A 23,133-nucleotide genomic window follows, 5' to 3' on the forward strand; every position below is an offset into this window, starting at 1 on the left:
CGAACAACTGCGGCGAGCCCTGACGCGGGACAGACCCCCACGCGTGCGGGGAAGGCTGGTTCCCACCGTTGCCAGCGAATCGCGCCCAGGACAGACCCCCACGTGTGTGGGCAAGACTCGGTGGCTCCCGCAGCGGCGGAACGCGGGGCGGACAGACCCCCACGTGTGTGGGGAAGACCCGCCTCCGCGCTCGGCGGGGGTCTGCGTGGGACACACCCTCACGTGTGTGGGGAAGACAGGTGTGTTCATGCCCGCTACCTGTCCCATTCCTCGACGACGCTGCTCAAGCGGCTCCGGTCCGGGTCGCACAAGAACGCCATCTATCGCCTTCCGCGAGGTCGGCCGCATGGTCTCGTATAGCTACGGCGAACGGACATGTGGCACTGTGTGACGCTTGCGGCTGAGCCGTCGCGATACCGGTGGGTTGGCGTATCAGCTGTCGCCAGGTCCTGGTTGAGGCGGGGGTTGTGGTGACTGTGTGTGATCGTTGGGCGGCTTGCGGATTATAGCTGCCGCCACTGCGCCGCGAACGCGCGGGCCGGGTTCTCGGTGAAGATTGCAGAGGCGATGTCGGGTCCCAGTTCGCTCTCGATCCGCGGACGCAGGCCACTCAGCAGGAACGGCATGCCCGGGCCGTCCGCAGTGGACCTGGCCGTCGGCGTGACTGTGTCACCTCCGAGCAGGACCTGGTTGATGTGACCGGCGTCGGCGAGGGCGGCGAGGGAGTCCAGCAATCGCCAGTCGGTGCCATGGTGCACGCGGGATGGGCCATCGAATGCCAGGAAGGCGCCGGCCTCGGCGGCTTGCCGGTGGATTCTGGCATCGGGGAGTCGATGCAGGTGCCCGAGGATCACACGGCGCGGTTCGACCCCGTGCGATCCGCACAGGAAATCGAGCACGTCCAGGGCGGCGGTTCCAGCCTCCAGGTGGACGCCGATGGGTGCGTCGGTGGTGTGGTGTGCCTCGGCTGCGGCGGTCATGACGTGCCGGGCGTGGTCGTCCAGGCGGTGATAGGACCCGGCGACTTTGACCAGTCCGGCCTTCACGGGGGCGCTGGTCAGCTCGTGGACGAACAGTTCGGCCAGCCCGTCACGAACACGTTCCAGATCGTCGGGGTCGTAGTGTCTGGCCTGGTGCAATCCGGTGGCGGAGATGACGTGGACACCGGACCGCTGCGACAGGCCGGGGAGTTCTTCGGCTCGCGGTCCCATGCCCCAGGGTGTCCACTGCACGACCGCGCTGCCGCCGAGCGCGGCGAAGGCGTTCAGTTCGGCAAGTGCGGCTTCGACGTCGTCCAGTTCCTGGCCCGGCAGCATGGGCGAACCGATGAACAGGTGGTCGTGGGCGTCGCACGTGCCCAACTCTTCGGGTGGGATGTCCCCGAGCACGGTCCGGATCGCGGGGCTCATCACGCGCTCTCCTGCTCGGCGGTGGCGAGCGCGTCCGCAGCGACACGCAGTCCGGCCAGCGCCTTGGGCACGCCGATGTAGGGCGCCAGGTGGACGAAGACCTCGACGATCTGCTGCCGGGTCATTCCGATGCGCAGCCCGGTCCTGACGTGCCCGCTCAGCTGCGGGTCCACCCCGCCGAGTGCGGTGAGGGCGGCCAGGTTGACCAGCTGCCGGTCACGCAACGACAGCCCCTCGCGCAGGTAGGTGCCGCCGAACAGGGCGGTGATGATCCAGTCGGCGTATCCGGGGGCGATCTGCTCCAGTCCCGGCAAGGTCGCCTGCTGGGTTGCCTCGTCTTGGAGGAGGTTCAGCATCCGGTATCCCTCATCGCGATCCATGCGGCTCTGTGTCAGGTGCTCTGACAGGGCGGGATTCGTTGTCACAGTCGGGCCCTCCATCGCTTCGTAACGCTTCAAGCGTTACATGGACGATAGCAGTAGTAACGGATGAAGCGTTACACTGCCGCCATGGTCAAGGAGGACAACTTCGCCTTCCGTTTCGACTGCGGCGCCCTCTGGTTGAACCTGCTCGCCACCCAAGGCCGCTCGTTCAGCACGGAACCGGTGGAGCGGCTCGCCACGTCTGCCCGGCTCGCCGAATGGCTGGAGCACTGCGAGCTGTCCCCGGCTCAGCCACCGGACCAGGGCGACCTGGAGAAGGCGCGGCAACTGCGGGAGATCCTGCGCTCCCTGGCGTTGGCAACGGTCGACGAGCAGCCGCCGCCCGCAGACGCCGTGTCGGACCTGGCCGGGTTCCTCTCCGAACATGACGACCCGATCCGGCTGGCAGCAGCCGACCGGCTGCGACGCCAACCACCAACGACGACCATGAACGCCCTGGCCCGCATCGCCCGTCAGGCGGTGGACCAACTCAGCAGCTTGGACCGGCTAGCACTCAAGAGCTGCCCGGAACACGACTGCCGGGGCATCTTCATCGATCCGCCCGGGCGTCGACGTTGGTGTCCCTCCCCGGCATGTGCGAGCCGGGGCAGGGTCCGCGCATTGCGCGCCCGCCGCAACGCCACTCCTGATGCGAACGGCGACCCCGAAATCACCCCAGCCCCTTGAACTGCCTGCTGGAGTGGCGGTGCTTGGGCCGTTGGTACAGCGGTTCGACTTAGTACTCCAGCAGGATTTCGCTGCCTGACCTGGTCTTTTCGCCGGGTGGCGGGAGTGTAGCGGGACTTCGATCGTGCGGGGGCGGTCTCACGGAGAACGCCCCTCGATCGTGCGACAACGCCGCAGGTAGTGACAGCGGCGGGGCAGCCTCCGAGGGTGATCACCGAGTCTGCCGCCGAGCAGTGGGACCTCGAACTGGACGATCTCTTCCTGACCATCGGGCACCGCTTCGGCCGAGTCGAGCTCCGCCGCCGCGTGCGGGACTACGTGCGCGGGCTGCTCGCCCCGGTGGCCCGCAAGAACAGCTGGCAGCTGGCCGAACAGGCCGGCCACTCCACCCCTGACGGCCTGCAGCACCTCCTCGCCGGATCGAAGTGGGAACCCGATGACATCCGCGACGACCTGCAGGAATACGTCGCCAGCAAGCTCGGCGAGGCTGGCGGCGTCCTGATCACCGACGACACCGGGTTCATCAAGAAGGGCACCACCTCCGCCGGGGTCCAGCGCCAGTACTCCGGAACCGCTGGCCGGACCGAGAACTGCCAGATTGGCGTCTTCGCCGCCTACGTCTCCGCCCGTGGCCGGGCTCTGGTCGACCGCGAGCTCTACCTCCCGAAGTCCTGGACCGAGGACCGGGAACGCTGCCGCACCGCAAGGGTCCCCGACGAGCGGGAGTTCGCCACCAAAGGCGAACTGGCCCGGCACATGGTGCTGCGGGCCCTCGCCTCGCCGCTGCCCGCACCCACCCAGCCAAACGCCGCACCAGTAGGTCTGGCCGGCATGGTGGGCCCGGAAGTCGTCGAGCTCTATCGCTTCCATCGGAAGGACCACAGGGAGCTCGGAATCGGCGTGGCCGATCACTGCGGTCTGCACTCGGCGTCTGTCCAGGGCCATGCAACCTCCAGCCGTACTGGAGACGAGATTCGCCTCCGGTCGGCGCCCTGCCACACTGCCGGCGCCCAACTGACTGACGGTACCTCCCGCCACTGACAACGCTGGAGGGACAGAGGCGCCCGCGCTGCGGCGAGGCTCCGGTCGTCGGCCGGGGCCTCGCCGTCTTGATGCGCACAATGCCCTTAGTCGTCCGGCCTGCTCGTACGGGTCTGACCGACTCGCGGTGGCGATTGCCATGCGGATCTCACGTAGCTGATAGGCGTTGCATCAGTCGTGGCGACGATGCACCTCTGAGCAAAGTGCTCCCCCGAGTTGAGTACATCCGGGATCATGAACCATGCTCCCGGATGACTGGCAACTCACCGAAGACATCGACGACTTCCTCGCCCGAGTCGGAGACTTCCTGCGCTCGCGGCCCGCCCTGCACAACACGCCGTTGACGGACATCGAGAAACTGCGGACACGCGGGGCTGGCGCGCATGGTGCCGAAGCCACCATCTTCGGGCGACTGGAGACGGGAGGCGAGGTCTGCGCCGTCTTTTATCGCACGCCGCGCGGATACCTGTGGGTTACTCCCCTCTCTGCCGAGCAGGCTGGCACCCTCGCGGCTCACCTGGCCGGCCTCGGCCACTCTCCCGCCGGTGTCCTCGCGGACCACGACACCGCCACCGCCTTCGCGGATGCATGGCAACGGCACACGGGCGCAGCGCCAGCCCCTTTCTGGCGGACACATCTTTACCGTCTCGGCCCGCTCACCCCACCGCAGCCATGCCCAGAGGGCCGGGGACGCGTCACGGGTGAAAAGGACCACGAACAAGTCGTCCGCTGGTGTCGTGAGTTCTGCGTCGTTGTTGGGGAGCAGCCGTCCATCGACTTGATCGACGCCGGCTCCTGGGCCGACTCGCGCTTCGGCGACAGACACTTCACATTCTGGGAGAGCCCGGACGGCACTCCCGTCTCCATGGCGGCCGCGACCTCGATCGTCGGCGGCATGGTCCGGGTGGACCCCGTCTACACCCCAGCTCACCTCCGGGGCCGCGGCTACGCGGGCGCCGTGACGGTCGAGGTGAGCAGGGCCGCACTGGCCGCAGGCGCGACGGACGTCGTCCTGTTCACGGACCCGGACAACCCCACCAGCAACGCCCTCTACCAGCGCATCGGATACGTCCACCTCGCCGACTTCACCGGATACAAGTTCTCCTTCGGCACGCCAGAAGCCGGTTAGGAACACGACCGACGCGAGACGCACCTGCCCTCAGAGAGCTGATCCGCAGACCCCGCTCTACCGGTCATAGCAGGGAGGAAGGAAAACACCTACTCAGCTTCTATTGGTCGTACGCGTCGGTGTCGAGATCCATCGCCCCGGTGCGCAACTCGTACCGGGCCCGCAGGATCGCGGCGGCCCGCTCGCGCGGGACGGCGCCGAGGAGGAAGTGCTCGTGCGCGGCTTCCAGCACGTCCTGGACGTCGACCCGCGCGCGGTCCCTGTCCTGCAGCGGCAGGGGCAGCGTGGGCATACGGCGGAACAGCTTCCGCCGGGACGTGCTTGCTGTACCCGTTGTGCTCGTCGTCGATCACGCACTCGACTCTGTGTCTGATCCGTGAAGCGGCTCTCTAGGGCGCTGTGCGTGGACGCGGCGCACGCGCTTCACCGTCACCGCCGCCGGGAGACCAGCCAGGAGGAGGGACAGCCCCACCGGGAGCACCCCCGCCCACACCGTTGGTGAGACGTACGCGGTGCCGGACGTACCGTCCACCAGCCAGGCACGGACCGGTTGCGAATCGATGTCGCCCTCGACGGGGACGTCGAACGACGAGCCGCCGTCGTCCGGGGTGAAGGTGCCCGAGCAGGACGTCGACGTTCCCGCATTGGCCACGGTGTTGTCGTACGTCCGGCAGCTGGCTTCGGTCACGGTGCCGGGCTCGCCCCACAGCGCCGCCCGCAGCTCTGCGGTGAAGTTCGTCAGCACGACATAGGCCAGAAACAGCCCGACCAGACAGGCCAGGGCCAGCCACGGGGCGGGTCCGACCTGCTCCGGACTGCTCCCTTGCCCGTCCAGAACGTTCCCACCCTCGCTCATCCCCACCCTCGGATCGCCGACGGACCTCCATGGTGACCGATCCGAGGTGCCCTCGGAAGCCCTCCATGACGTGCTGGTGGGCTCGCACGATCGTCGAGTCGACCGACACCGGCCAGTAGATGTCGCCGGTCGCGTCCTTCTCCGCCCGGACCGCCCGCGGCATCCGCGAGAACGTCGCTGTCGGGACGTTTCGGCAAAGCGGCGAGGTGCCGCGCCAGACGCCGCGGCCCCGGCCATGATCCGCCGGACAAGTCCTGGGTGGAACTCGCATCACCGCTGGACACAGATCCGCCTCTGGGTGAGCGCCGTACATGGCGAATCCCGCCAACTGAAGCGCTCAGTCACATCTCTGGCGTGAGAGCCTCGTACGAAGAGCGGGCCCTGATCCATCCACCGGATCAGGGCCCGCTCGTTCATGTACCGCCTCTCGTGCAGGCGATTGGCGGCCCTCTGGTCAGCTGCGCATCTGGCGGGCGCTGGTGAGCGCCTTGGCGATCGAGGCCAGGAGCTTGTCGACGGCGCGGGTCTGCTGCTGGACGCGGACGACGTACTCGCCGAACGGGGTGGCGTTGTCGACGGGCAGGGCGATGAGGTTCTTCATGTCCTGGCTCGCCGGATGCCGCCGACTGCACCGCCGCTACGAGCGCAAAGCCGAGCACTTCCTCGCCTTCACCAGCATCGCCTGCACACTCATCTGCTACCGCCGACTAGCCAAATGAGATGGCGTCTTAACCTTCCACTTCGGGTACTTGCCGAGGACCAGCTCCGCACGGCGACGCCGTCGCGGGGGCGGTTGGAGCCCGTACGAGTCCAAACGGGCATGACAGAAGGGTGTGTTTCAAGGCGTGTATTTCCGTGACGTGACGGGTTGGTCGGGGGTTTGTCGATCAGGTCGCGCTCCTGTGGTTGTTGATGTGGCGGACGGTATCGGCGGCTGCGCTGTTGGCTGTCCAATACCGCCTTCACCACACCCGAGCACCTCATTCAGACCATCTGGCACGGCATCGTCCCCACCTCATCGACGGATGCCTCACCGGGACCGGACTGTCCTTCACCCCAACGACTTCATGAGTCAAGCTCAGTAGGTGGAAGCGGGTGGGAGGAGGCGGTCCAGAACGGCGTCGTGTTCTTGGAACACCACCCGCCCCACGTTGCGCAGTTCGCGGGCGAGCTGCAGGTCGATGTCTTCGGCGGGGAGCGGGCCCAGTAACACTGCGGACGGGCGGGTTCCGGCGGTGGAGTGTGGCCAGGTCCATGGCGACGAGCCCGGCGCCGTACAGACGGGCGACGGTGTGCGCGATGCCGAGCCCTGCCCCGTCCAGGTCGCCTGCATACCGCAGCGCCACGCCCTGGTCGACGGCGAGTTGCAGCAGGGCGTGGTCGACGGCACGCAACTGTCCGCTGGTGCACGCCAGCGGCGCAGGATGGCCGCGGGCGAGGGCGGCTTCGAGGACAGAGGGGTTCTCCACCACGGTGAGGATCTGGGCCGGGTCCAGACGTGGGGGAGTGCGGGTCAGGTCGAACAGATGCAGCGCGACCGGGGCGACGGCGTCGCGCAGGCGTCGGTCGACCGGTCCGTCGCCGATGGCCTGAACGTGGTGGAGCAACACGGTGGCGGTGAGCCGGTCAGGTACCACTCCGGTCTGCTCGAGCAGGGCGCGGATCCGGTCCGGCCGTGTCGGCTCCACCTGTCCGGCCAGTTCGGCGACCAGTGTGACGAGTCGGCTGCCGGCGAGAGTGTCGAGATCGAAGAAGTGGGGGTCACCGGCGGTGTCGTGTGCGAGCTTGGGCAGCGAGACGGGCGGGTCGGCCGGCAGGCGTTTCGCCACGGCGGCGAGTGCGTCGACCAGCTTGCGCACCCCTGTGCCTTCGTCGACGCCGATCCCGGCGGCGCGCATCCGTGCGACCAGGCCCGGACACGCCGGCAGTTGCGCGGCCGCGTACTGCCACACATCCTGGCGCAGCGCCGTGTCGCTCATGCGCTGCCGCGCGCGGTCGACCACTGGCCGTCCCACAGCCTGCTCCACCAGTGCCACCAAGTCCTGGGGTTCCAGCCGCAGTACCTGGCGTAGCGCTCGCACCGGCACTCGCGCCCCGCGGGCGTCCACGACGACTGGGTTCGGGGAAGTGGGGACGCCCGAGCCCGAGATCGACCGGGGTGAGGGTGCACGACTGGCCGGTGGCCTCGGTCTCGGCCAGCAGACGTGTGGCCCGGACGGAGTCGTCGCCGACGGCCTGGGCGATACGGTCGGCGGCCGCCGCCATAGCGGCCGGGTCCTTCAGCCAGCGTTCGCCGCCGTCCAGGTGCCGGCGGTCGACGGGCCGCAGCAGCCGGGCCGCGTCGAGCACGTCGGCCAGCCGGTGCTGGTCGGGATCGGCGTAGCGGACCGCGTTCGTCAGCACCGTACGGACGCCGAGCTGATCGGTGAGGCCCACGGTGCGCGCGGCCAGCCGCAGCGATCCGGGACCTGTGCCCTGCCGTCCCAGGTACACGGCCTCCAGCCGCAGCTGCGCTCCGGCCAGCTCCCGCCACGGCGCGAGCAACTGCTCGGCGACATCGGGGCGGCCGGCGGACATGGCCCGCACCGGTTCGGAGGCTGGGCCGAGCAGCACCACCAGGTCCTGGTCGGCGTACGCGCGCGAGGCGGGCCAGGACACGACCGGCGCCGCGCCGTCGGCCTCGGCATGTGCGACGGACACCAGGCGGCACAGGCGAGCCCACCCGGCCGCGTTCTGCGCGAGCAGGGTGATCCGCAGCGGCGGCTCCATCACGTGCGCGCCGCCGCGCAAGGGCGTACGCGGCCGTCCGGCGGCCGGGTCGGGCGGGGAGAGCGGGGCGACGGCGACGTCGACACCAAAGACGGGACGGTACCGGCGGCCGCAGCGGCGGTGGCGAAGCGGACCGTGCCCGCGACGGTGTCGCGGTCGGTCAGCGCGAGCGTCGTCATCCCGCGCTCGGCGGCGCGCTGTACGAGAGCGCCGGGGAGGGAGGCGCCGTAGCGGGCGGAGTAACCGGAGGCGACTCGCAGATGAGTAAATCCACGGCTCGAACCTCCCGTCCTTCGTTCGCCCCTCCCTGACCTGCGTCCCCTCCAGGATCCACCAACGCGAAATCGTACAAGCGTGCGGGAGTGATTCGATGCTGTCCCACGTCCCGCAGCGGCCGCAAGGAGCGGGACGACCTTGATTCAGCGGATCGGGACACACGCTTGTGACGTGTCTCACTTCTCGTTTCGATTGGCTGGCGATTGATGCCGGCGACCAGCTCACCGAGCCCCAGGCTCGCGTCCTGTGCGCCGCGATGAGATCGTCGAGCACGTCGCGGTCGCCTACGGCACCGTGCTCGCCGCCCAGGACACGCCGCTCACGCTGGCCGTGAAGGCGGTGATGCCCCTGCTTCGGTAAAGGCTCCTCCGCGTGCACGCGTGCCGCGGCGGTCGGAGCCTGATGCTGTGGACTTCCCCGTCGATGTCGCGCTCGCCGAGCTCGTCCCGACCCTTCCGGTCGGGGCGGGCTGGCGGTACGAGATGAGGTTCGACGGCCACCGGACCGTCGTCTGGCGTGAGAAGGACGCCGTCCGGCTGCAGGCCCGCTCCGGGCGTGACGTCACCGCGGTGTGGATGGACCTGGCCCTCGCGGCCTTCGACATGCTGCCGCCCGGCGTGGTGCTGGACGGCGAGGCCGTGATCTACGCCCAAGGGAAGATCGATTTCGCGGCGGCGCAGTCGCGCGCCCTGTCCGCCCCGGCCCGGGCACGCCGTCTCGCCGAGGACCTGCCCGCCCACTTCGCGGCCTGGGACGTCCTGCTCCACCCGAGCACGCGACGTGCGAGCACGGCTGTACGACGACCGCCGTGCCATGAATCACATCGGACTGCTGCTCTTCGACGGAGTGGAAGAACTGGACGCCGTCGGGCCGTGGGAGGTCCTCGCCTACTGGACCCAGGAGTTCCCCGAGGACGGCTGGAGCGTCTCGTGCCTCTCCGTCGGGGGAGACCCCGTCACCGGCGCGAAAGGTCTCTCCCTCGGCGCGCACCACTCCACCGACGACATGCCGCCGCTTGACGTGCTCATCCATCCCGGTGGCGTCGGCGCCCGGCGGCTGCTGCACGACGCCGATCACCTCGCATGGGTGCGCGCGCAGCGTGAGGTCGTCACGCTGATGACCTCGGTGTGCTCCGGAAGCCTCGTGTACGCCGCCGCGGGTCTGCTCACCAACCGGCACGCGACGACCCACTGGGCCTGGCTCAACCTCTTCTAGGAGATCGACCCCACCGTCCGCACCGACGTTGAAGCGCGCTTCGTGGACGAGGGTGACGTCGTGACCAGTGCCGGGGTCAGCGCCGGGATCGACATGGCTCTGCACCTGGTGTCGCGCTTCGCCGGCACCGATCGCGCCGCCGACGTACTACGTGGAATCCAGTACGACCCGCAGCCGTGGTGACAGGGCTCCGACCAGCCCGCAGTCAGCCACGGAACGGCGCGAGCCGAATCGTGACGTCGCTGAAAGCGAAGCGATGGAGGTACCACGCCCGGCCGTGCGGAACCTGCTTCGCCTCCTCGCGCCACGCCCGGGCGAACTCCCGCTTGAACCCCGTCCGTGGGAAGTCCGAGACGACCTGCTTGCGGGTTGCGTCGGGAACGCGGTCGCTGCGCAGGCCGAACACGTCCACACCTGCGCCGGCCGACAGCAGGAACGCCTCGGCTCCGGAGTCGATCCCGACGCCGGGGGTGTGGTGCAGAGCGATCGCGTTCGCGACAGTCTCGCGCTCCGGGGCCGCGAGACCGTGGTCGTCAGTGAACGTGCGGGCGAGGGCGGCGCTTCTGATGGTGAAGTCGACCTCGGGTACGTGGGTCGCGAGCCCGGTGTCATGAAACATCGCGGCGACGTAGAGGAGCTCACGGTCGAACTCGATGCCGTCCAGCGCAGCGATAGCCGAACCCCAGGCGTAGGACCGCCGGGAGTGGTTAAGCAGGGCAGGTCTCAAGAGGTCGCGCGCGGCGGTCTCTGCGTCTTTGGCCATCGCCGAGTCCGGCGGGAGGAGCCGCGCCGGGTCGATGGCCTGCCGACGACCTGAGTGCAGCCGGAGCGCCATGGCGATCCGACCGGTCACGATGGCGAGTTCTCCTCGGAGCAGAGGCCGTGCGAGGGCGCGCTGCTCGCGACGGGTTAGGACGCCGCCGGTGCGCTCGGTCCATGTGATCGAGCCGATCGCGTCTGCGGTCTGCGCCAGGCTCATGATGCCGCCCCTCCGGTCACGACGCTGCTCAGCATCTCGGTGTCACTGATGTGCTCGACGGCCACGATGAGCCCGTCCTGAAGGGTGAATCGGTCCACTTCGTTCGCCCGCTGGCCGGCCAGCTCGACGGCGACCACGGCAACGACGCGGTCGCCCTGACCGAAGAGCTCGATTGGCCGGACGGACAAGCCGTACCGCGCGATGTCGACGAAGAACTCCGCGACTGCATCCTGGCCGCGGTGGACTCCACTGAGCCTCGTCGTGCCCGGTTGCGTCCATTCGACGTCCTCGGAGAAGCAGCCGAGCACGCGTGCCCAGTCGCCCTCCTCGAAGGAGCGGTACAGCTCCTGGACCTGGGCCACGTTCGTCAGGGTCATGGCGATCTCCTTGAGATTGTCGCAACGTTCATATTCTGCGCTGCGCGATCATCGATCCATATCCGGAGTCGACGGGTCCGGGACCGAGAACGCCACCGGGCACTGGAGTGGCTCCGCGACGGATGCGACGAAGAGGGCGTCGGCCTCCGCGAGCTCTTCCGCAGGCCCCGCTGAACGGTCCACACCGCGGTCTCATGGCCTGCCCGCACCGGATTGCGGGCCATCGCCCGCCCCATCCCGCCCAGGCCGATGACTGCAACCTCGCCCATCGCACGCACTCCATCGAGCAGCTCGCGGGCGAGCTGGTCCCGGGAGTCCGGGTCAACTCGGTCTCCCCCGGCCTCGTCCGCACCGAGATGGCACGTTACATGTGGAAGCCGGGAGAGGAGGAGACGGCGGCCGGCCTGCCGCTGGCCCGCATCGGAGAGCTGGAGGACGTGGCGAGGGCGGTGCAGTGGCTTGTGTCGGACGCGGCGGAGTGGGTCACGGGTGCGGACCTGCTGGTAGATGGCGGCACGCGGGGCTCGTCGACCGCCATCTCCCGTACGACGGGTCAGTGGGCGAGGGTGGTAGGGATGAGGACGCTGACCCGGCGGCCGATGGGGTTCTGGTGGACGCGGACCTCACTGGTCAGGAGTTCGATGATGGTGAGGCCCCGGCCGTGCTCGTCGGGGTCGTCGTCATGCGGGCGTCGTGCCCCGGCGGGGCTGCCGGAGTCTGTCACGGAGATCCGCAGGGCTCCGGCGCCGAGAGACAGGTGAATGGTCATGTCGCGGTGGCCGTGCTCGGCTGCGTTGGCGGCGAGTTCACCGACGACGAGTTCGGCGGCTGCCAAGGCGGGGGGCGGCAGTTGCCAGTGAGCCAGGGCCGCTGTGGCGCTGCGGCGTGCCACCGGGACCCAGCGGGCCTCGGCGGGAAGTGCCAGGACGGCACGGCGGGCGGGGGCGGTCCGCGCGCCACGGGGAGGGGCCGTCCCTGTACGGGCGGGAGTGGTATCGGAGCAGGGGCCGGGATGTCCCGCCCCGGGCGGGGTGGGGGTGCCTCCTGCGGTGCTCGGGTGTGTGGTGTCGGGAAGAGCTCTGGTGCTCATTGTCGGTCCCCGTGGCTGGGCTTGTAGAGGAGCGCGGTGCTCGAGGGCCCTCTCGTGTGTCGTGACGTCACGGGGTGCCGGGGCACTCCGTGACGGAAGGGGGGGCCGGACGCCCTGCTGTCCGGCCCCGCCCTCGCCACCGCCTGCGTGGATGCGGTGGCTGCCGGATGGCCTGGCGCGTCGACGCGTCAGGTCATCCCGTCGTCTCCGCCCCGGTCGGCAGGGGCGGTTCCGCTTCCACGCGCTCCCACTCCTCGTCGGTGAGTACCCGGGAGCGGAGCAGGAACCGCACGCCCTCGGGGGCCTCGAGGGAGAAGCCGCTGCCCCTGCCCGGGACCACGTCGACGGTGAGGTGGGTGTGGCGCCAGTACGCGTACTGGTCGGCGCTCATCCAGAACGGTGTGTCTCCGGCGACGTGGCCGAGCAGGACGTCCGCGGCGCCGACGCGGAACTCGCCGCGCGGGTAGCACATCGGAGCGCTGCCGTCGCAGCATCCACCGGACTGGTGGAACATCAGCGGTCCGTGACGTTCCGCCAGCTGCCGCACCAGCTCGGCTGCCGCGTCGGTCAGTTCGACCCGCCGCACCCGGGTTCCCATCAGAAGAAACCGAGCTTCTGCTCCGAGTAGCTGACCAGGAGGTTCTTCGTCTGCTGGTAGTGGTCGAGCATCATCTTGTGGTTCTCGCGGCCGAAGCCGGACCCCTTGTAGCCGCCGAAGGCGGCGTGGGCCGGGTAGGCGTGGTAGCAGTTGGTCCACACCCGTCCGGCCTTGATCTCCCGGCCGAGCCGGTAGGCGTGGTTGCCGTTGCGGGACCACACGCCGGCGCCGAGGCCGTAGAGGGTGTCATTGGCGATCTTCAGGGCCTCTTCGGGGGAGTCGAAGGTGGTGACCGAGACGACCGGGCCGAAGATCTCCTCCTGGAAGATCCGCATGTCGTTGGTGCCCTTGAAGACGGTCGGCTCGATGTAGTAGCCGCCCTCCAGGCCGGGGACCGTGCGGGGCCCGCCGCCGGTGAGCAGCTCGGCGCCTTCCTGCTTGCCGATGTCGATGTAGGACAGGATCTTCTCGAACTGGTCGTTGCTCACCTGGGCACCGATCATGGTCTGCGGGTCGAGCGGGCTGCCGCTCTTGATGGCCTTGGTGCGCTCCAGGGCGCGGGCCATGAACTCGTCGTAGATCGAGGAGGCGATCAGGGCCCGGGACGGGCAGGTGCACACCTCGCCCTGGTTGACCGCGAACATCACGAAGCCCTCGATGGCCTTGTCCAGGTAGGCGTCGTCGGCGTCCATGACGTCGGCCAGGAAGACGTTCGGGCTCTTGCCTCCCAGCTCCAGGGTGACCGGGATGATGTTCTCGCTGGCGTACTGCATGATCAGCCGGCCGGTCGTGGTCTCGCCGGTGAAGGCGATCTTGGCGATGCGGGAGCTGGAGGCGAGGGGCTTGCCGGCCTCGACGCCGAAGCCGTTGACGACGTTGAGCACGCCGGCCGGGAGCAGGTCGGCGATCAGGTCGATCACGTACAGCAGGCTGGCCGGGGTCTGCTCGGCGGGCTTGACGACCACGCAGTTGCCCGCCGCCAGGGCCGGGGCGAGCTTCCACGCGGCCATCAGGATGGGGAAGTTCCACGGGATGATCTGGCCGACCACGCCCAGCGGCTCGTGGAAGTGGTAGGCGACCATGTCCTCGTCGATCTCGCCCACCGAGCCCTCCTGGCCGCGCACCACGCCCGCGAAGTACCGGAAGTGGTCGACGACGAGCGGGATGTCGACGTTCAGGGTCTCCCGGACCGGCTTGCCGTTCTCCCAGGTGTCCGCCACGGCGATCTTCTCGAGGTTCTCCTCGATCCGGTCCGCGATCCGGTTGAGGATGTTGGCCCGCTCGGTGGCGGAGGTGCGGCCCCACCGGTCGGCCGCGGCGTGGGCGGCGTCCAGAGCCAGCTCGACGTCGGCGGCGGAGGAGCGGGCGACCTCGCAGAAGACCTTTCCGTCCACCGGCGACACGTTCTCGAAGTAGCGGCCCTCCACCGGGGCGACCCAGTCACCGCCGATGAAATTGTCGTATCGCGGGGCGAATTTGACGATGCTGCCGTCCGTTCCCGGCTGCGCGTACACCATGGCGGCTCTCCTCGGTGGGCGATGGTTGCTGATGCGCTACGACGGCCCTCGCCGTCGTGGTGTGCATCACTGTGGGCCCGCGAGGTTGGCGCAAGGTTGGTGACGCCGGTACGCCGGTGCCGCCGTGTCAGCGCAGGGCGGTGGTGAGCCGGCCGGCCGCGATCGCCCGGCGGGCGTCGCCCGGACCTATCAGGCGCAGTACGTGCTCGTGCACCTGCGCGTCGTACGGCGCCCGCTCGCCGTAGCGCAGGGCGTGCTCCGGGCGGGCGCTCGCCAGGACCGCCTCCCGTACGGCCACCTCCAGCCGGGTGCGCCACTCCTCGATGCCGGGAGCCTCGGAGCGGGGGAGCAGCGGACCGCGGTACAGGCGCAGGGCGGCGTCCGTGTCACCGCGCTCCAGCGCGCGCAGCACGTCGACGGCGTCGCAGGAGACGGGTGCGGTGAGTGCGTAGCGGCGGGCGGCGATGCCGCCGCCGAGGGCCCGGCGCAGATGCGAGATCTCCGCCTTGAACGTGGAGGCCGTCACGGGACGGTCGCCGTACAGGGCATCGCGCAGCCGCTCCGAGGAGAAGCCGTCCGGTTCCAGCGCGAGGAGGGTGAGGATCTCCAGTTGCCGGGGGCGCAGAGCGAGCAGAGCGCCCTCGCGTATGGCTTTCTCCTCGCCCATGCAGGTCAGCCGCACCTGGGGCACGTCGTCCCGGGGCCAGGCCGGCAGTTCGGAGCGGAGCCCGGCCTCGATGGCGGACGCCAGACCGCGCACCGTGGACATGGCCAGAGGGTGGGAGCGGTCCCAGGTGGTGGACAGGTCCAGGACACCGAGGACGCGCCCGTCGGGGCTGTGGATCGGCGCGCTGTAACAGACCCAGCCGTGCAGCGCGGCCACCAGGTGTTCGGCCGAGAAGACGGTGCTGGGGCGGCCGGTGCGCAGCGCCAGGGACAGGGCGTTGGTGCCCATGGCCTGCTCGTTCCAGCTGCCGCCCGGGGCGAAGTTGACCCGCTCGGCTCGCCGGCGCATGTCCTGTCCGGCGCACGTCCACATGATCGTTCCCGACTCGTCGGTGACCGCGGCGATGAAGCCGGCGTCGTCGGCGATGCTGCGCAGTTCTTCGGAGAGGGTGTCGACCGGCCGGCGCAGCAGCGAGTCGGTCCAGCGGTGCCGGACCGTGCCGTCGTCGGCGACCGGCGCGCTGTCCCGGGCCGGGTCCACGCTGACCAGGGAGCGCACCCAGGAGTCGGCCACCTCATGGCGCAGCGCCTCGTGGCCGCTGGGCGCCGAGCCCGTGGGCTTCACCAGCGACACCGCATGGGACCACTCGCCCTCCAGCGCGGCTCTGCGCCGCCGAAGGTCACTGCGCTGTGACATGTGCTTCCTTGCCATGAAAAGGGGGGCGAACCACGATTATCGGCCTCAATCGTACAGAGCGTACCTGTCCGGTCGGACAGGTTTCCCTGCCCGGACGGGCAGGTGCCGCGTCACGTTGCACGCCCCTAGCTTGGTCTGCGTTTGACAACAGTGTTATCGGCGAATGAAGCAGTGAAATCAAGGTTTCGCACAGGTTGCGGACTGCACGCCCTTCTGGAGATCACATGTCGCTCACCTCCGGCGCCATGGTGACCAGCGGTATTGACCCGAGTGCCGACTGGAGCCGTGACGAGCGCCACGGCGAACTCCTGGGGCCTCAGGGGACGGGCACCGAGGCTGTCCGGCAGTCCGCCAGGATGGCCAAGTTCCATGTGCCCGAGGTCCTCTTCGGGCCCGGCTCGCTGACCGAGCTCGGTCACTGCGCGCTCAGGCTCGGCGGCCGTCGGCCGTTCCTCGTGACCGACCCGGGGCTGATCGAGGCGGGCTGGGTGGACGAGGCGGTCGGCCATCTGCGCAGGGTCGGCCTGCGGCCCGTCGTCTGGCACGACGTGACACCCAATCCCAAGGACCACGAGGTCGAGGCCGGCTTCCAGCGGTACGCGGCCAGCGGCTGCGACGTGATCGTGGGGGTGGGCGGCGGCTCCGTCATCGACGCGGCCAAGGGCGTGGCGATCCTGTCCAGCAACGGCGGGCGCATCCTCGACTACGAGGGCGTTGACCGGGTCGGCCGGCCGATTCCGCCCACCGTGATGGTGCCCTCCACCTCGGGTACCGGGGCGGACGTGTCGCAGTTCGCCGTCATCACCGACACCGCCGAACACATCAAGATCACCATCGTGAGCCGCACTCTGGTGCCGGAGATCTCGCTCATCGACCCGCGCCTGCTGACCACCATGCCGGGCTGGCTCAACGCGGCGACCGGCCTGGACGCCCTGACCCACGCCATCGAGGCGTTCGTGTCCCGGGCGCACAACCCGCTGACGGACATCCACGCACTGCACGCGGTGGAACTGATCACCCGGAATCTGGTGCGCACCCAGGTGCGGCCGAAGGACTTCGCCGCCCGGCTGGCCATGGCACAGGCCGCGCTGGAGGCGGGAATGGCCTTCACGAACGCGATCCTCGGGGCGACGCACGCGATGAGCCACCAGGTCGGCGGCCTGCTGGACGCCCCGCACGGCGTGGTCAACGGCGTGCTGCTGCCGCACGTCATCCGGTTCAACGCCGAGGCGCGGCCGCAGCGGTTCGTCGCGCTCGGGGCGGCGGCGGGCATCGCGACCGAGGGCGTACCGCCCCGCGAGGTGGCCGCGCGGCTCGCGGACCTGGTGCGAGCGCTGGCGGACGACGTCGGTGTCCCCAAGGGCCTGGCCGGCCTCGGCGTCGCGGAGTCCGACGTGCCCGTGCTGGCCCGCACCACGCTGAAGGACGCCTGTATGGCGACCAACCCCCGGGAGGTCGACGTGCGGGACGTCGAGGCACTGTTCCGCGAGGCCCTGTGAGGAGGTACCGGTGAGCGTCCCCGGACGGCCCGGGCGCGCCCCCGACCTGGGGGTGCTCACCGGCCTGCGGTCGGGCAAGCGCTCGTACTACCCGGCCTACGTGCGCTCCACCGAGCGGCTGGAGCGGACCGTGGAGGCGCTCGACGGCATCTCCCGGGCCCTGGTGCGGACGGCGGAGGGGCCGCGTGCCCTGGTCGAGGCGGTCGTACGGGCCGCGGCCGAGCACCTGCAGGCGCGCTGGCTGCTGCTGGCCGTGGCGGACGGCGCCCTGCGCGCGGCCCGGCCGCGTTTCCTGCTGTACGCCGACGACGTACTGATCGACGACGAGACCCATGTGCCCGCGGAGGTACGGGAACATCTGCGCGTGCTGCGCACCCGGCCGTGGGAGGCCGCAGCGCCGCACAGCGGACCCGGGTGGGTGCGTGCGCCGATGACCCTGGACGGCGAACCGGTCGGCGGGATCGCGGCGCAGCCCGGCGTCGGCGTCGAGGTGGCGGACACCGACCTGGCGATCCTCAGGGTCCTGGCCAACCAGGCCGCCGTCGCCGTGCACAACACGTTCCTCTTCCACGCGGCGGCCACCCTGCGCGGCCGGGCGGAGGAACTGTCCGAGGCGGCCGAGCGGCAGGCCCGTGACCTGGCGGCACGCAAGGCCGAGCTGGCCGAGACCCAGGCCCGGCTGCTCGACGCGATGCAACGGCAGGCCCTGGACGACGAGCGGCGCCGCATCGCACGTGAACTGCACGACAGTGTCACGCAGTACGTCCTCAGCGCGGGCATGACCGTCGAGGTGTGCCGGGCCGAACTGGAGGCGCTCGGCGGGCGGGCCGAGGAGATCGCCGAGCGGCTGGCCGGCGCCAAGGATCTCAACCGGCAGGCGGTGGAACGCCTGCGCGCCGCCATCTACGCGCTGCACCGCACCTCGCAGGAGCCCGCGGGCCCGCTCCCCGTGATGCTCGAACGGCTGTCCACGGTGCATCTGACCACGGACCTCGACGTGCGGGTGCGCGTGGACGGCAGCCCGCTGCCGCTGCCGGGCGAGGCCGAGCAGTCGCTGCTCCGGCTGACCGGCGAGGCACTGTTCAACTCCGCCACGCACGGCAGGGCCGGCCGGGCGCTGGTCCGGCTGCGGTACCTGCCCGGCTCCGTCGTGCTGACCGTGTCCGACGACGGCGGCGGAGACCCGGCCCAACTGCGCCGCGCCCTGCGGCTCGCCCGGGCCACCGACCTGTCGGGTCGTCACCGGGGGCTGGCCAACATGGTCGCCAGAACGGACGAGCTGGGCGGCAGACTGTCCATCCGCCGCTCGCGCATGGGAGGCGTCCTGCTGCGGGTCGACATCCCGCTGCCGGTGCCGGAACAACCAGGAGACAGCCGATGACCACCGAGCAGCAGACGACGGCTCCCGCGGCGGCCCAGCGGATCGTTCTGGTGGACGACCACGCGATCGTCCGGCACGGAGTGCGCTCCATCCTGGAGCGGGAGAGCGACCTGGAAGTGGTCGGGGAGGCGAGTACGTCCGCCGAGGCGGCCGCCGTCGTCGAACGGACGAAACCGTCCATCGTGCTGCTGGACCTGAAGCTGTCGACCGGGACCGACACCGAGGGACTGGACCTGTGTGCCCGGCTGACCGAGCGGCATCCGGGGCTGGCGGTGCTGGTCCTCACCACCTTCCTCGACGACTCCCTGGTGGTGGAGGCCATCCAGCACGGCGCCCGCGGCTACGTCGTCAAGGACGTCGACACCACCGAACTGCTGCGCTCCATCCGTGCCGTGGCCCGCAACGAGAGCGCCTTCGACTCGCACGCCGCCGCGGCGATGGTGCGCGCCATGCGCGTGCAGCCCGAGCAACCCAGGTTCACCGAACGCGAGGTGATGGTCCTGAAGCTGCTCGCCCGTGGGCTGAGCAACCGGGACATCGGGGCCGAGCTGTACATCTCGGAGACGACGGTGAAGTTCCACGTCCGCAACGTCATGCGCAAGATGGACGCGAGCAGCCGCGCGGAAGTCGTGTACGAGGCGAGCAAGATGGGCGTCATCTGACAGCGGGAAGGGCGAGGAGGGCCGGAACCGGTGCGAGTGGTCCAGGCCCTCCTGGCGCTGCCTCAGGCCGGCCGTCCATGAGCCGGTGGGCCGAGCCGTACGCCGCTTCCCGGCGGTGGCCGGCGACGGCACCCGCCCGTGTCCGGAGTCAGCCGGGATCGATGATCAGCCAGCCGCCGTGACAGGAGCCGACGGAGAAGCGGTGGCCGGTGCGGCGGCCCATTGCGGCGAGCTGGTCCTCGTCGAAGCACCGCACGTGTCCGTAGGCGGCGGTCGGCTCGTCCTCGTACGGCACCGCCGCCACCACCCGTTTCCGGGCCAGCCGCAGCGCCTCCCGTACGACGGCCTCGCCGTGACCGGGGTCCAGATGCTCCAGCACGTGGATGACCGTGACGGTGTCCACCGAGCGGTCCGGCAGCGGCACCCGCGCGGCGTCGCAGACCAGGGTGTCCAGCCGCAGGCCACGCACCCGGGCCACAGCGTCCAGCAGCCGCATGGTGCCCCCCGCGAGATCCGAGGCGATCACCGTGTACCCCGGCTTCTCGGCGAGCAGCAGGGGCAGGAAGCCGAAGCAGGAGCCCAGGTCCAGCACCGTGCCCGCGCCGACCAGGTCCATGGCGTGGTGATACACGGGGGCGAAGCCGGCGATCGACGAGTGGTCGGCCGGTTCCGGGGCCTGCCGGGCCCCCCGGATGCGGGCCAGCGTGTTGGCGTAGAACGTGGTCCAGGCGGGTAGCGGCTCGTCCACACACGAGCGCACCACCCCCGTGAAGACGCGCTCGAAGATGTCACTGCCGGACAGCCAGCCGGGAGCGAACAACTCCTCGGCCAGCAGCCCCGCCAGATCATCGTCCAGGTGCTCGGGGCGCAGCGAGTGGCTCAGCTCGACGCGCCGGCCGCGGCGGCGCAGGGCGAAGTGCTCGGTGCGGACGACCGGCCGGGGCGCCGCGCCGTCGCCGCACGGGCTGCCGCGCACCACCCGGACCAGGTGATCGGCGTACACGCCCGGCGGGTTCGGCGCCAGAGGATCGATACGGCGCGCCGCGACGGCGATGCGGAGGCTGGGGACGCTCATGACGGCGGCTCCTCCTGGCGGCGGGTGGATGCGCTCATCGTCCGGTCGCCTCCGCCGCCATCCGGTGGCTCGTGCGCTGCAGTCCCGTGAGGTCCGCCACCACCCGGACGCGGTCGCAGTACTCCGCGTAGCCGGGCAGGTCGCAGGCGCCGAGGCCCCAGGAGTAGCGGGGTTCCGGGGTCAGCCAGACGGTGTGCCGCACCCGGCGCGTGATCTCGGCGAACGTTTCGGTCCGCGGATCGTTGCCGTTGCCGCGGCCGTCGCCCAGCACCAGGAGGGTCGTACGCCGCCCCAGCGCGGCGGAGTGCTCGCCCAGCAGCAGCTCGAACGTCCTGCCGTAGTCGGAGCGGGCGTCGACGTCGAGGAGTCCGCCGGCCGGCAGTCCGTCGAAGACCAGGCCGAGCGCCCGCTCCAGCGGGTGCTCGGCGAACAGCTCGGTGATCTCGGTGGGCTCGTCGACGAAGGCGTAACTGCGGACCTGTCCGAACAGCGACTGCAGACCGTGCACCAGGTGCAGGGTGAAGCGCGCGGTGGCCCGGACCGACAGCGAGACATCCGCGAGGATCACCAGGCGGGGTCGGTCCTCGGCGCGGGTGACGGTGACGGGCCGGAAGGGTACGCCGTCGTAGCGCATGTTGCGGCGCATGGTGCGGCCCGGGTGCACGCGACCGCGCGGGGTGGCGCGCTTGCGGCTGGTCAGGCCGCCGTGCAGGGAGCGGCCGACCCGGCGCAGCGCCTCCTCCAGCTGGGCGCGCTCGTCCTCGTCGACCGTCTCGATCCGGGCGCGTTCGGCGATCCGGGCGGACTCCACGGCCACCGAGCTAAGTTCGGCCAGCCGGTCCAGATGGCGCTTCAGCAGTTCGGGCAGGTTCTCGATCACGCCCGCCAGTTCGGCGCGCCGGAAGCCGGCCTCGGCTTCGTCTTCGGGATCGTCCGTGAGGCGGCCGAGCAGGGCGTCCTGCCGGGCGACGGTCAGTGCCGTGTCGACCGGCTGACCGGTCGACGCCGCGAGCCGGCCGGGAACGCCGGCGCCGTGCAGCCGCAGGGTCTCCAGCTGGACGGCGGCCCCCGTGTCCCGGCCGCCGGTGCCGCCGTCCTGGGAGAGGACGATCTCGTCGGTCAGCGAGGCCAGGTCGATCTTGTTGGCCTCCTGGTGGAGGTTGTATTGCTGGGCCAGGTCCTGCTGGTCGAAGAAGTCCCGGATGTCGGACGGTTTGCCGTGGCTGTGCCCCTGCTCCGGGGTCTTCGAGGGCTCGTCGGAGACGGTGAACGACTCGAGTTCGCCGGTGTCGGTCAGGTCGTCGTGCTCGTGGCCGTGGCCGTGCCCGTCGGGTTCCCCGGCCACCGGGAGGAGCGAGAAGAACGCGGTGAACAGGTCGTCGAACAGGGCGTGGTCGCGCCGGTCCTTCACCAGCGTCATGCGCAGCGCCTCCCGCAGCCCCTCCCGCTCGCCGAGGAGGCCGGGCTGGGCCGCCCCGCGCATGGCGTCCACGGCCTCCGACACGGAGATCCGCAGCCCGAACAGCCGCAGCACGCGCACGAACCGGTGCACACCCGCTTCCATGTGCGCCTCCCCCGTCAGTCGGCGCGGCGCCGCGCGATGGCGGCGAAGGCGCGGGCGCCCTGGCCGCCACCGGCCGCGGGGCGATTAGTCGGTCCGGCTCCGGGGGCGCCGTAGTAGGCCTCGTCGTGTCGGCCCTGCCGGTCCATGGCGGCCCGGACGGCGCGGCCGTCCACCTCGTCGGGCTCCTCGTGTCCCGGCCCGTGGTGGTGGTGCCCGTGGTGGTGATCGTCGCCGTCGTGCCGGTGCCCCGGCTCGGGCAGGACCCGGTTCGGGTCGATCAGGCGCGGCAGGACGTCCAGGGCGCGGTGCAGGTCGCGCTCGTACTTGAGCACGACGTTGGCCGTGTCGGCGAGCACCGCCGGGTCGAGTTCGTCGACGCTGAGCACGGCGAGGGTGCGGGCCCAGTCGACGGTCTCGGAGATGCTGGGACTCTTTCGCAGTTTCAGGTCACGCAGGCCCCGTACCACCTGCACCAGATGGCGGGCGGTGGCTTCCGGAAGCCCGGTGTCCTTCGACCGGACGATCTCCAACTCCCGCTCCGCGTCCGGATAGCCGAGGAAGAGGTGCAGGCAGCGCCGCTTGAGCGCGGCGGACAGGTCGCGGGTGTTGTTGGAGGTCAGCACGACGTACGGGGCGACCTTCGCGGTGTACGTGCCGATCTCCGGCACCGACACCTGGTACTCGGCCAGGCACTCCAGCAGTACGGCCTCCAGCGCCTCGTCGGCCCGGTCGACCTCGTCGATCAGCAGGACGGCCGGCTGCTCGCCGCGTACCGCGTCCAGCAGGGGGCGCGAGGCGAGGAAGCGGTCGGAGAAGAACACGCTGTCCTGCTCCTCGATCCGCTGGACGGCCGCGGCGAGGTCGGGGGCGTCGGCCGTCAGATCGCCGATCTTGTCGCGCAGCATCTGGGTGTACAGCAGCTGCTTGCCGTAGTCCCAATCGTACAGCGCCCGGCTCTCGTCCTGGCCCTCGTAGCACTGCAGGCGCAGCAGGCGGCGCCCGGTGACGGCGGCGAGCGTCTTGGCGAGCTCGGTCTTGCCGACACCGGCCGGCCCTTCCAGTAGCACAGGTTTGTCCAGCCGGGTCAGCAGGAAAACGGTCGTGGCGAGACGCTGGTCGGCGATGTAGCCGTGGGCGGCGAACCGCCGGACCACGTCGTCGGCCGAAGCGAAGGCGGGGGTGTCGGGGGGCTGGGGTGTGGCGGGCACAATTCCTCCGTCCGGT

The 23,133-nt window shown here is 70.4% G+C and carries 23 protein-coding genes and 5 pseudogenes; 11 read left to right on the plus strand and 17 right to left on the minus strand.

What is annotated here, in order from left to right; genetic code table 11:
* Positions 1 to 503: 503 nt before the first annotated feature.
* Both ACZ562_RS35290 and ACZ562_RS35295 read right to left on the minus strand, forming a co-directional pair.
* Entirely contained in the window at positions 504 to 1,409 is a 906-nt protein-coding gene (locus tag ACZ562_RS35290; RefSeq protein WP_471188030.1) for a phosphotriesterase family protein, read from the minus strand.
* Positions 1,409 to 1,789 (minus strand): carboxymuconolactone decarboxylase family protein, encoded by a 381-nt coding sequence (locus ACZ562_RS35295; RefSeq protein WP_471188032.1) that lies wholly within the window; start codon positions 1,787 to 1,789, stop codon positions 1,409 to 1,411. The genes ACZ562_RS35290 and ACZ562_RS35295 overlap by 1 nt, the downstream gene beginning before the upstream one ends.
* A 108-nt stretch (positions 1,790 to 1,897) precedes the next feature.
* Here ACZ562_RS35295 and ACZ562_RS35300 point away from each other — a divergent pair, with 108 nt between their 5' ends.
* From ACZ562_RS35300 to ACZ562_RS35310, 3 genes and pseudogenes are all read left to right on the plus strand, one after another.
* On the plus strand, positions 1,898 to 2,518 hold the full coding sequence (locus tag ACZ562_RS35300) for a CGNR zinc finger domain-containing protein (RefSeq protein ID WP_471188035.1): 621 nt from the start codon (positions 1,898 to 1,900) through the stop codon (positions 2,516 to 2,518).
* A 207-nt stretch (positions 2,519 to 2,725) separates the two neighbouring features.
* Positions 2,726 to 3,307: pseudogene (locus ACZ562_RS35305) on the plus strand (IS701 family transposase); the annotation flags it as partial.
* 493 nt (positions 3,308 to 3,800) lie between these two features.
* The gene (locus ACZ562_RS35310; protein WP_471188038.1) at positions 3,801 to 4,688 is read left to right on the plus strand and encodes a GNAT family N-acetyltransferase; all 888 of its coding nucleotides are present in this window, start codon (positions 3,801 to 3,803) and stop codon (positions 4,686 to 4,688) included.
* Positions 4,689 to 4,788: 100 nt separating this feature from the next.
* Here the strand turns inward: ACZ562_RS35310 and ACZ562_RS35315 are convergent, their stop codons facing one another.
* The 3 genes from ACZ562_RS35315 to ACZ562_RS35325 all read right to left on the minus strand — a co-directional run bounded on the left by ACZ562_RS35315 (position 4,789) and on the right by ACZ562_RS35325 (position 6,145).
* On the minus strand, positions 4,789 to 4,980 hold the full coding sequence (locus ACZ562_RS35315; RefSeq protein ID WP_471188041.1) for a hypothetical protein: 192 nt from the start codon (positions 4,978 to 4,980) through the stop codon (positions 4,789 to 4,791).
* Positions 4,981 to 5,037: 57 nt separating this feature from the next.
* Positions 5,038 to 5,544: a hypothetical protein gene (locus ACZ562_RS35320; protein ID WP_471188044.1), complete on the minus strand. Its 507-nt coding sequence runs from the start codon at positions 5,542 to 5,544 to the stop codon at positions 5,038 to 5,040.
* A 454-nt stretch (positions 5,545 to 5,998) separates the two neighbouring features.
* Positions 5,999 to 6,145 (minus strand): hypothetical protein, encoded by a 147-nt coding sequence (locus tag ACZ562_RS35325; protein WP_471188047.1) that lies wholly within the window; start codon positions 6,143 to 6,145, stop codon positions 5,999 to 6,001.
* Here ACZ562_RS35325 and ACZ562_RS35330 point away from each other — a divergent pair.
* Positions 6,144 to 6,263, plus strand: a pseudogene (locus ACZ562_RS35330) (IS5/IS1182 family transposase); the annotation flags it as partial. The gene ACZ562_RS35325 and the pseudogene ACZ562_RS35330 sit on opposite strands and share 2 nt — an antisense overlap.
* Positions 6,264 to 6,524: 261 nt before the next feature.
* On the opposite strand, the gene ACZ562_RS35335 reads toward ACZ562_RS35330, so the two are convergent.
* Positions 6,525 to 7,652 carry a TIGR02679 domain-containing protein gene (locus ACZ562_RS35335; protein WP_471188049.1) on the minus strand — a complete coding sequence of 376 codons (1,128 nt, stop codon included), beginning with the start codon at positions 7,650 to 7,652 and terminating at the stop codon, positions 6,525 to 6,527.
* Positions 7,621 to 8,573, minus strand: a pseudogene (locus ACZ562_RS35340) (PHP domain-containing protein); the annotation flags it as partial. The gene ACZ562_RS35335 and the pseudogene ACZ562_RS35340, both read right to left, overlap by 32 nt.
* Positions 8,574 to 8,996: 423 nt before the next feature.
* On the opposite strand from ACZ562_RS35340, the pseudogene ACZ562_RS35345 reads away from it, so the two are divergent.
* The 3 genes and pseudogenes from ACZ562_RS35345 to ACZ562_RS35355 form a co-directional block, all read left to right on the plus strand.
* Positions 8,997 to 9,344, plus strand: a pseudogene (locus ACZ562_RS35345) (ATP-dependent DNA ligase); the annotation flags it as partial.
* Positions 9,345 to 9,402: 58 nt separating this feature from the next.
* On the plus strand, positions 9,403 to 9,804 hold the full coding sequence (locus ACZ562_RS35350; protein WP_471188051.1) for a DJ-1/PfpI family protein: 402 nt from the start codon (positions 9,403 to 9,405) through the stop codon (positions 9,802 to 9,804).
* A 60-nt stretch (positions 9,805 to 9,864) separates the two neighbouring features.
* Positions 9,865 to 9,987, plus strand: a complete 123-nt coding sequence (locus ACZ562_RS35355) for a hypothetical protein (RefSeq protein WP_471188053.1) — start codon at positions 9,865 to 9,867, stop codon at positions 9,985 to 9,987.
* A 22-nt stretch (positions 9,988 to 10,009) separates the two neighbouring features.
* Here the strand turns inward: ACZ562_RS35355 and ACZ562_RS35360 are convergent, their stop codons facing one another.
* The 3 genes from ACZ562_RS35360 to ACZ562_RS35370 are packed head-to-tail and all read right to left on the minus strand — an operon-like array spanning position 10,010 to position 11,429.
* Positions 10,010 to 10,783 carry an HD domain-containing protein gene (locus ACZ562_RS35360; protein ID WP_471188055.1) on the minus strand — a complete coding sequence of 258 codons (774 nt, stop codon included), beginning with the start codon at positions 10,781 to 10,783 and terminating at the stop codon, positions 10,010 to 10,012.
* Positions 10,780 to 11,160 carry a nuclear transport factor 2 family protein gene (locus tag ACZ562_RS35365; protein WP_471188057.1) on the minus strand — a complete coding sequence of 127 codons (381 nt, stop codon included), beginning with the start codon at positions 11,158 to 11,160 and terminating at the stop codon, positions 10,780 to 10,782. The genes ACZ562_RS35360 and ACZ562_RS35365 overlap by 4 nt, the downstream gene beginning before the upstream one ends.
* A complete protein-coding gene (locus ACZ562_RS35370) occupies positions 11,157 to 11,429 on the minus strand; it encodes an NAD(P)-binding domain-containing protein (RefSeq protein WP_471188059.1) in 273 nt (90 codons plus the stop codon). Before ACZ562_RS35370 ends, ACZ562_RS35365 begins: the two co-directional genes overlap by 4 nt.
* On the opposite strand from ACZ562_RS35370, the pseudogene ACZ562_RS35375 reads away from it, so the two are divergent.
* Positions 11,376 to 11,681: pseudogene (locus ACZ562_RS35375) on the plus strand (SDR family oxidoreductase); the annotation flags it as partial. The gene ACZ562_RS35370 and the pseudogene ACZ562_RS35375 sit on opposite strands and share 54 nt — an antisense overlap.
* A 32-nt stretch (positions 11,682 to 11,713) precedes the next feature.
* On the opposite strand, the gene ACZ562_RS35380 reads toward ACZ562_RS35375, so the two are convergent.
* The 4 genes from ACZ562_RS35380 to ACZ562_RS35395 all read right to left on the minus strand — a co-directional run bounded on the left by ACZ562_RS35380 (position 11,714) and on the right by ACZ562_RS35395 (position 15,728).
* Positions 11,714 to 12,250 (minus strand): ATP-binding protein, encoded by a 537-nt coding sequence (locus tag ACZ562_RS35380; RefSeq protein ID WP_471188062.1) that lies wholly within the window; start codon positions 12,248 to 12,250, stop codon positions 11,714 to 11,716.
* A gap of 193 nt (positions 12,251 to 12,443) precedes the next feature.
* The gene (locus ACZ562_RS35385) at positions 12,444 to 12,848 is read right to left on the minus strand and encodes a DUF779 domain-containing protein (protein WP_471188065.1); all 405 of its coding nucleotides are present in this window, start codon (positions 12,846 to 12,848) and stop codon (positions 12,444 to 12,446) included.
* Complete coding sequence (exaC, locus tag ACZ562_RS35390; protein WP_471188068.1) at positions 12,848 to 14,365, minus strand: acetaldehyde dehydrogenase ExaC; 1,518 nt, start codon at positions 14,363 to 14,365, stop codon at positions 12,848 to 12,850. The genes ACZ562_RS35385 and exaC overlap by 1 nt, the downstream gene beginning before the upstream one ends.
* A 127-nt stretch (positions 14,366 to 14,492) precedes the next feature.
* Positions 14,493 to 15,728, minus strand: a complete 1,236-nt coding sequence (locus ACZ562_RS35395; RefSeq protein WP_471188071.1) for a GAF domain-containing protein — start codon at positions 15,726 to 15,728, stop codon at positions 14,493 to 14,495.
* 224 nt (positions 15,729 to 15,952) lie between these two features.
* Here ACZ562_RS35395 and ACZ562_RS35400 point away from each other — a divergent pair, with 224 nt between their 5' ends.
* The 3 genes from ACZ562_RS35400 to ACZ562_RS35410 are packed head-to-tail and all read left to right on the plus strand — an operon-like array spanning position 15,953 to position 19,270.
* The gene (locus tag ACZ562_RS35400; protein WP_471188074.1) at positions 15,953 to 17,227 is read left to right on the plus strand and encodes an iron-containing alcohol dehydrogenase; all 1,275 of its coding nucleotides are present in this window, start codon (positions 15,953 to 15,955) and stop codon (positions 17,225 to 17,227) included.
* 10 nt (positions 17,228 to 17,237) lie between these two features.
* Positions 17,238 to 18,608, plus strand: coding sequence for a MadS family sensor histidine kinase (locus tag ACZ562_RS35405; RefSeq protein WP_471188076.1), 1,371 nt, complete (start codon positions 17,238 to 17,240; stop codon positions 18,606 to 18,608).
* Positions 18,605 to 19,270, plus strand: coding sequence for a MadR family response regulator transcription factor (locus tag ACZ562_RS35410; RefSeq protein WP_471188079.1), 666 nt, complete (start codon positions 18,605 to 18,607; stop codon positions 19,268 to 19,270). Before ACZ562_RS35405 ends, ACZ562_RS35410 begins: the two co-directional genes overlap by 4 nt.
* 148 nt (positions 19,271 to 19,418) lie before the next feature.
* On the opposite strand, the gene mftM is transcribed toward ACZ562_RS35410, so the two are convergent.
* The 3 genes from mftM to ACZ562_RS35425 are packed head-to-tail and all read right to left on the minus strand — an operon-like array spanning position 19,419 to position 23,117.
* Positions 19,419 to 20,345 carry a mycofactocin oligosaccharide methyltransferase MftM gene (gene mftM, locus ACZ562_RS35415; protein ID WP_471188082.1) on the minus strand — a complete coding sequence of 309 codons (927 nt, stop codon included), beginning with the start codon at positions 20,343 to 20,345 and terminating at the stop codon, positions 19,419 to 19,421.
* A 34-nt stretch (positions 20,346 to 20,379) separates the two neighbouring features.
* On the minus strand, positions 20,380 to 21,909 hold the full coding sequence (locus tag ACZ562_RS35420; protein WP_471188085.1) for a VWA domain-containing protein: 1,530 nt from the start codon (positions 21,907 to 21,909) through the stop codon (positions 20,380 to 20,382).
* A 14-nt stretch (positions 21,910 to 21,923) separates the two neighbouring features.
* Positions 21,924 to 23,117 carry an AAA family ATPase gene (locus ACZ562_RS35425; RefSeq protein ID WP_471188088.1) on the minus strand — a complete coding sequence of 398 codons (1,194 nt, stop codon included), beginning with the start codon at positions 23,115 to 23,117 and terminating at the stop codon, positions 21,924 to 21,926.
* Positions 23,118 to 23,133: the final 16 nt, after the last annotated feature.

This window comes from Streptomyces sp. NPDC040410 (genome assembly GCF_055595715.1).

Bases quoted from the DNA above. Each gene is read 5' to 3' on its own strand.
- ACZ562_RS35290 (WP_471188030.1), bottom strand. From the start codon at position 1,409: ATGAGCCCCGCGATCCGGACCGTGCTCGGGGACATCCCACCCGAAGAG.
- ACZ562_RS35295 (WP_471188032.1), bottom strand. From the start codon at position 1,789: ATGGATCGCGATGAGGGATACCGGATGCTGAACCTCCTCCAAGACGAG.
- ACZ562_RS35300 (WP_471188035.1), top strand. From the start codon at position 1,898: ATGAAGCGTTACACTGCCGCCATGGTCAAGGAGGACAACTTCGCCTTC.
- ACZ562_RS35310 (WP_471188038.1), top strand. From the start codon at position 3,801: ATGCTCCCGGATGACTGGCAACTCACCGAAGACATCGACGACTTCCTC.
- ACZ562_RS35315 (WP_471188041.1), bottom strand. From the start codon at position 4,980: ATGCCCACGCTGCCCCTGCCGCTGCAGGACAGGGACCGCGCGCGGGTC.
- ACZ562_RS35320 (WP_471188044.1), bottom strand. From the start codon at position 5,544: ATGAGCGAGGGTGGGAACGTTCTGGACGGGCAAGGGAGCAGTCCGGAG.
- ACZ562_RS35325 (WP_471188047.1), bottom strand. From the start codon at position 6,145: ATGAAGAACCTCATCGCCCTGCCCGTCGACAACGCCACCCCGTTCGGC.
- ACZ562_RS35350 (WP_471188051.1), top strand. From the start codon at position 9,403: ATGAATCACATCGGACTGCTGCTCTTCGACGGAGTGGAAGAACTGGAC.
- ACZ562_RS35360 (WP_471188055.1), bottom strand. From the start codon at position 10,783: ATGAGCCTGGCGCAGACCGCAGACGCGATCGGCTCGATCACATGGACC.
- ACZ562_RS35365 (WP_471188057.1), bottom strand. From the start codon at position 11,160: ATGACCCTGACGAACGTGGCCCAGGTCCAGGAGCTGTACCGCTCCTTC.
- ACZ562_RS35370 (WP_471188059.1), bottom strand. From the start codon at position 11,429: ATGGGCGAGGTTGCAGTCATCGGCCTGGGCGGGATGGGGCGGGCGATG.
- ACZ562_RS35380 (WP_471188062.1), bottom strand. From the start codon at position 12,250: ATGAGCACCAGAGCTCTTCCCGACACCACACACCCGAGCACCGCAGGA.
- ACZ562_RS35385 (WP_471188065.1), bottom strand. From the start codon at position 12,848: ATGGGAACCCGGGTGCGGCGGGTCGAACTGACCGACGCGGCAGCCGAG.
- exaC (WP_471188068.1), bottom strand. From the start codon at position 14,365: ATGGTGTACGCGCAGCCGGGAACGGACGGCAGCATCGTCAAATTCGCC.
- ACZ562_RS35395 (WP_471188071.1), bottom strand. From the start codon at position 15,728: ATGTCACAGCGCAGTGACCTTCGGCGGCGCAGAGCCGCGCTGGAGGGC.
- ACZ562_RS35400 (WP_471188074.1), top strand. From the start codon at position 15,953: ATGTCGCTCACCTCCGGCGCCATGGTGACCAGCGGTATTGACCCGAGT.
- ACZ562_RS35410 (WP_471188079.1), top strand. From the start codon at position 18,605: ATGACCACCGAGCAGCAGACGACGGCTCCCGCGGCGGCCCAGCGGATC.
- mftM (WP_471188082.1), bottom strand. From the start codon at position 20,345: ATGAGCGTCCCCAGCCTCCGCATCGCCGTCGCGGCGCGCCGTATCGAT.
- ACZ562_RS35420 (WP_471188085.1), bottom strand. From the start codon at position 21,909: ATGGAAGCGGGTGTGCACCGGTTCGTGCGCGTGCTGCGGCTGTTCGGG.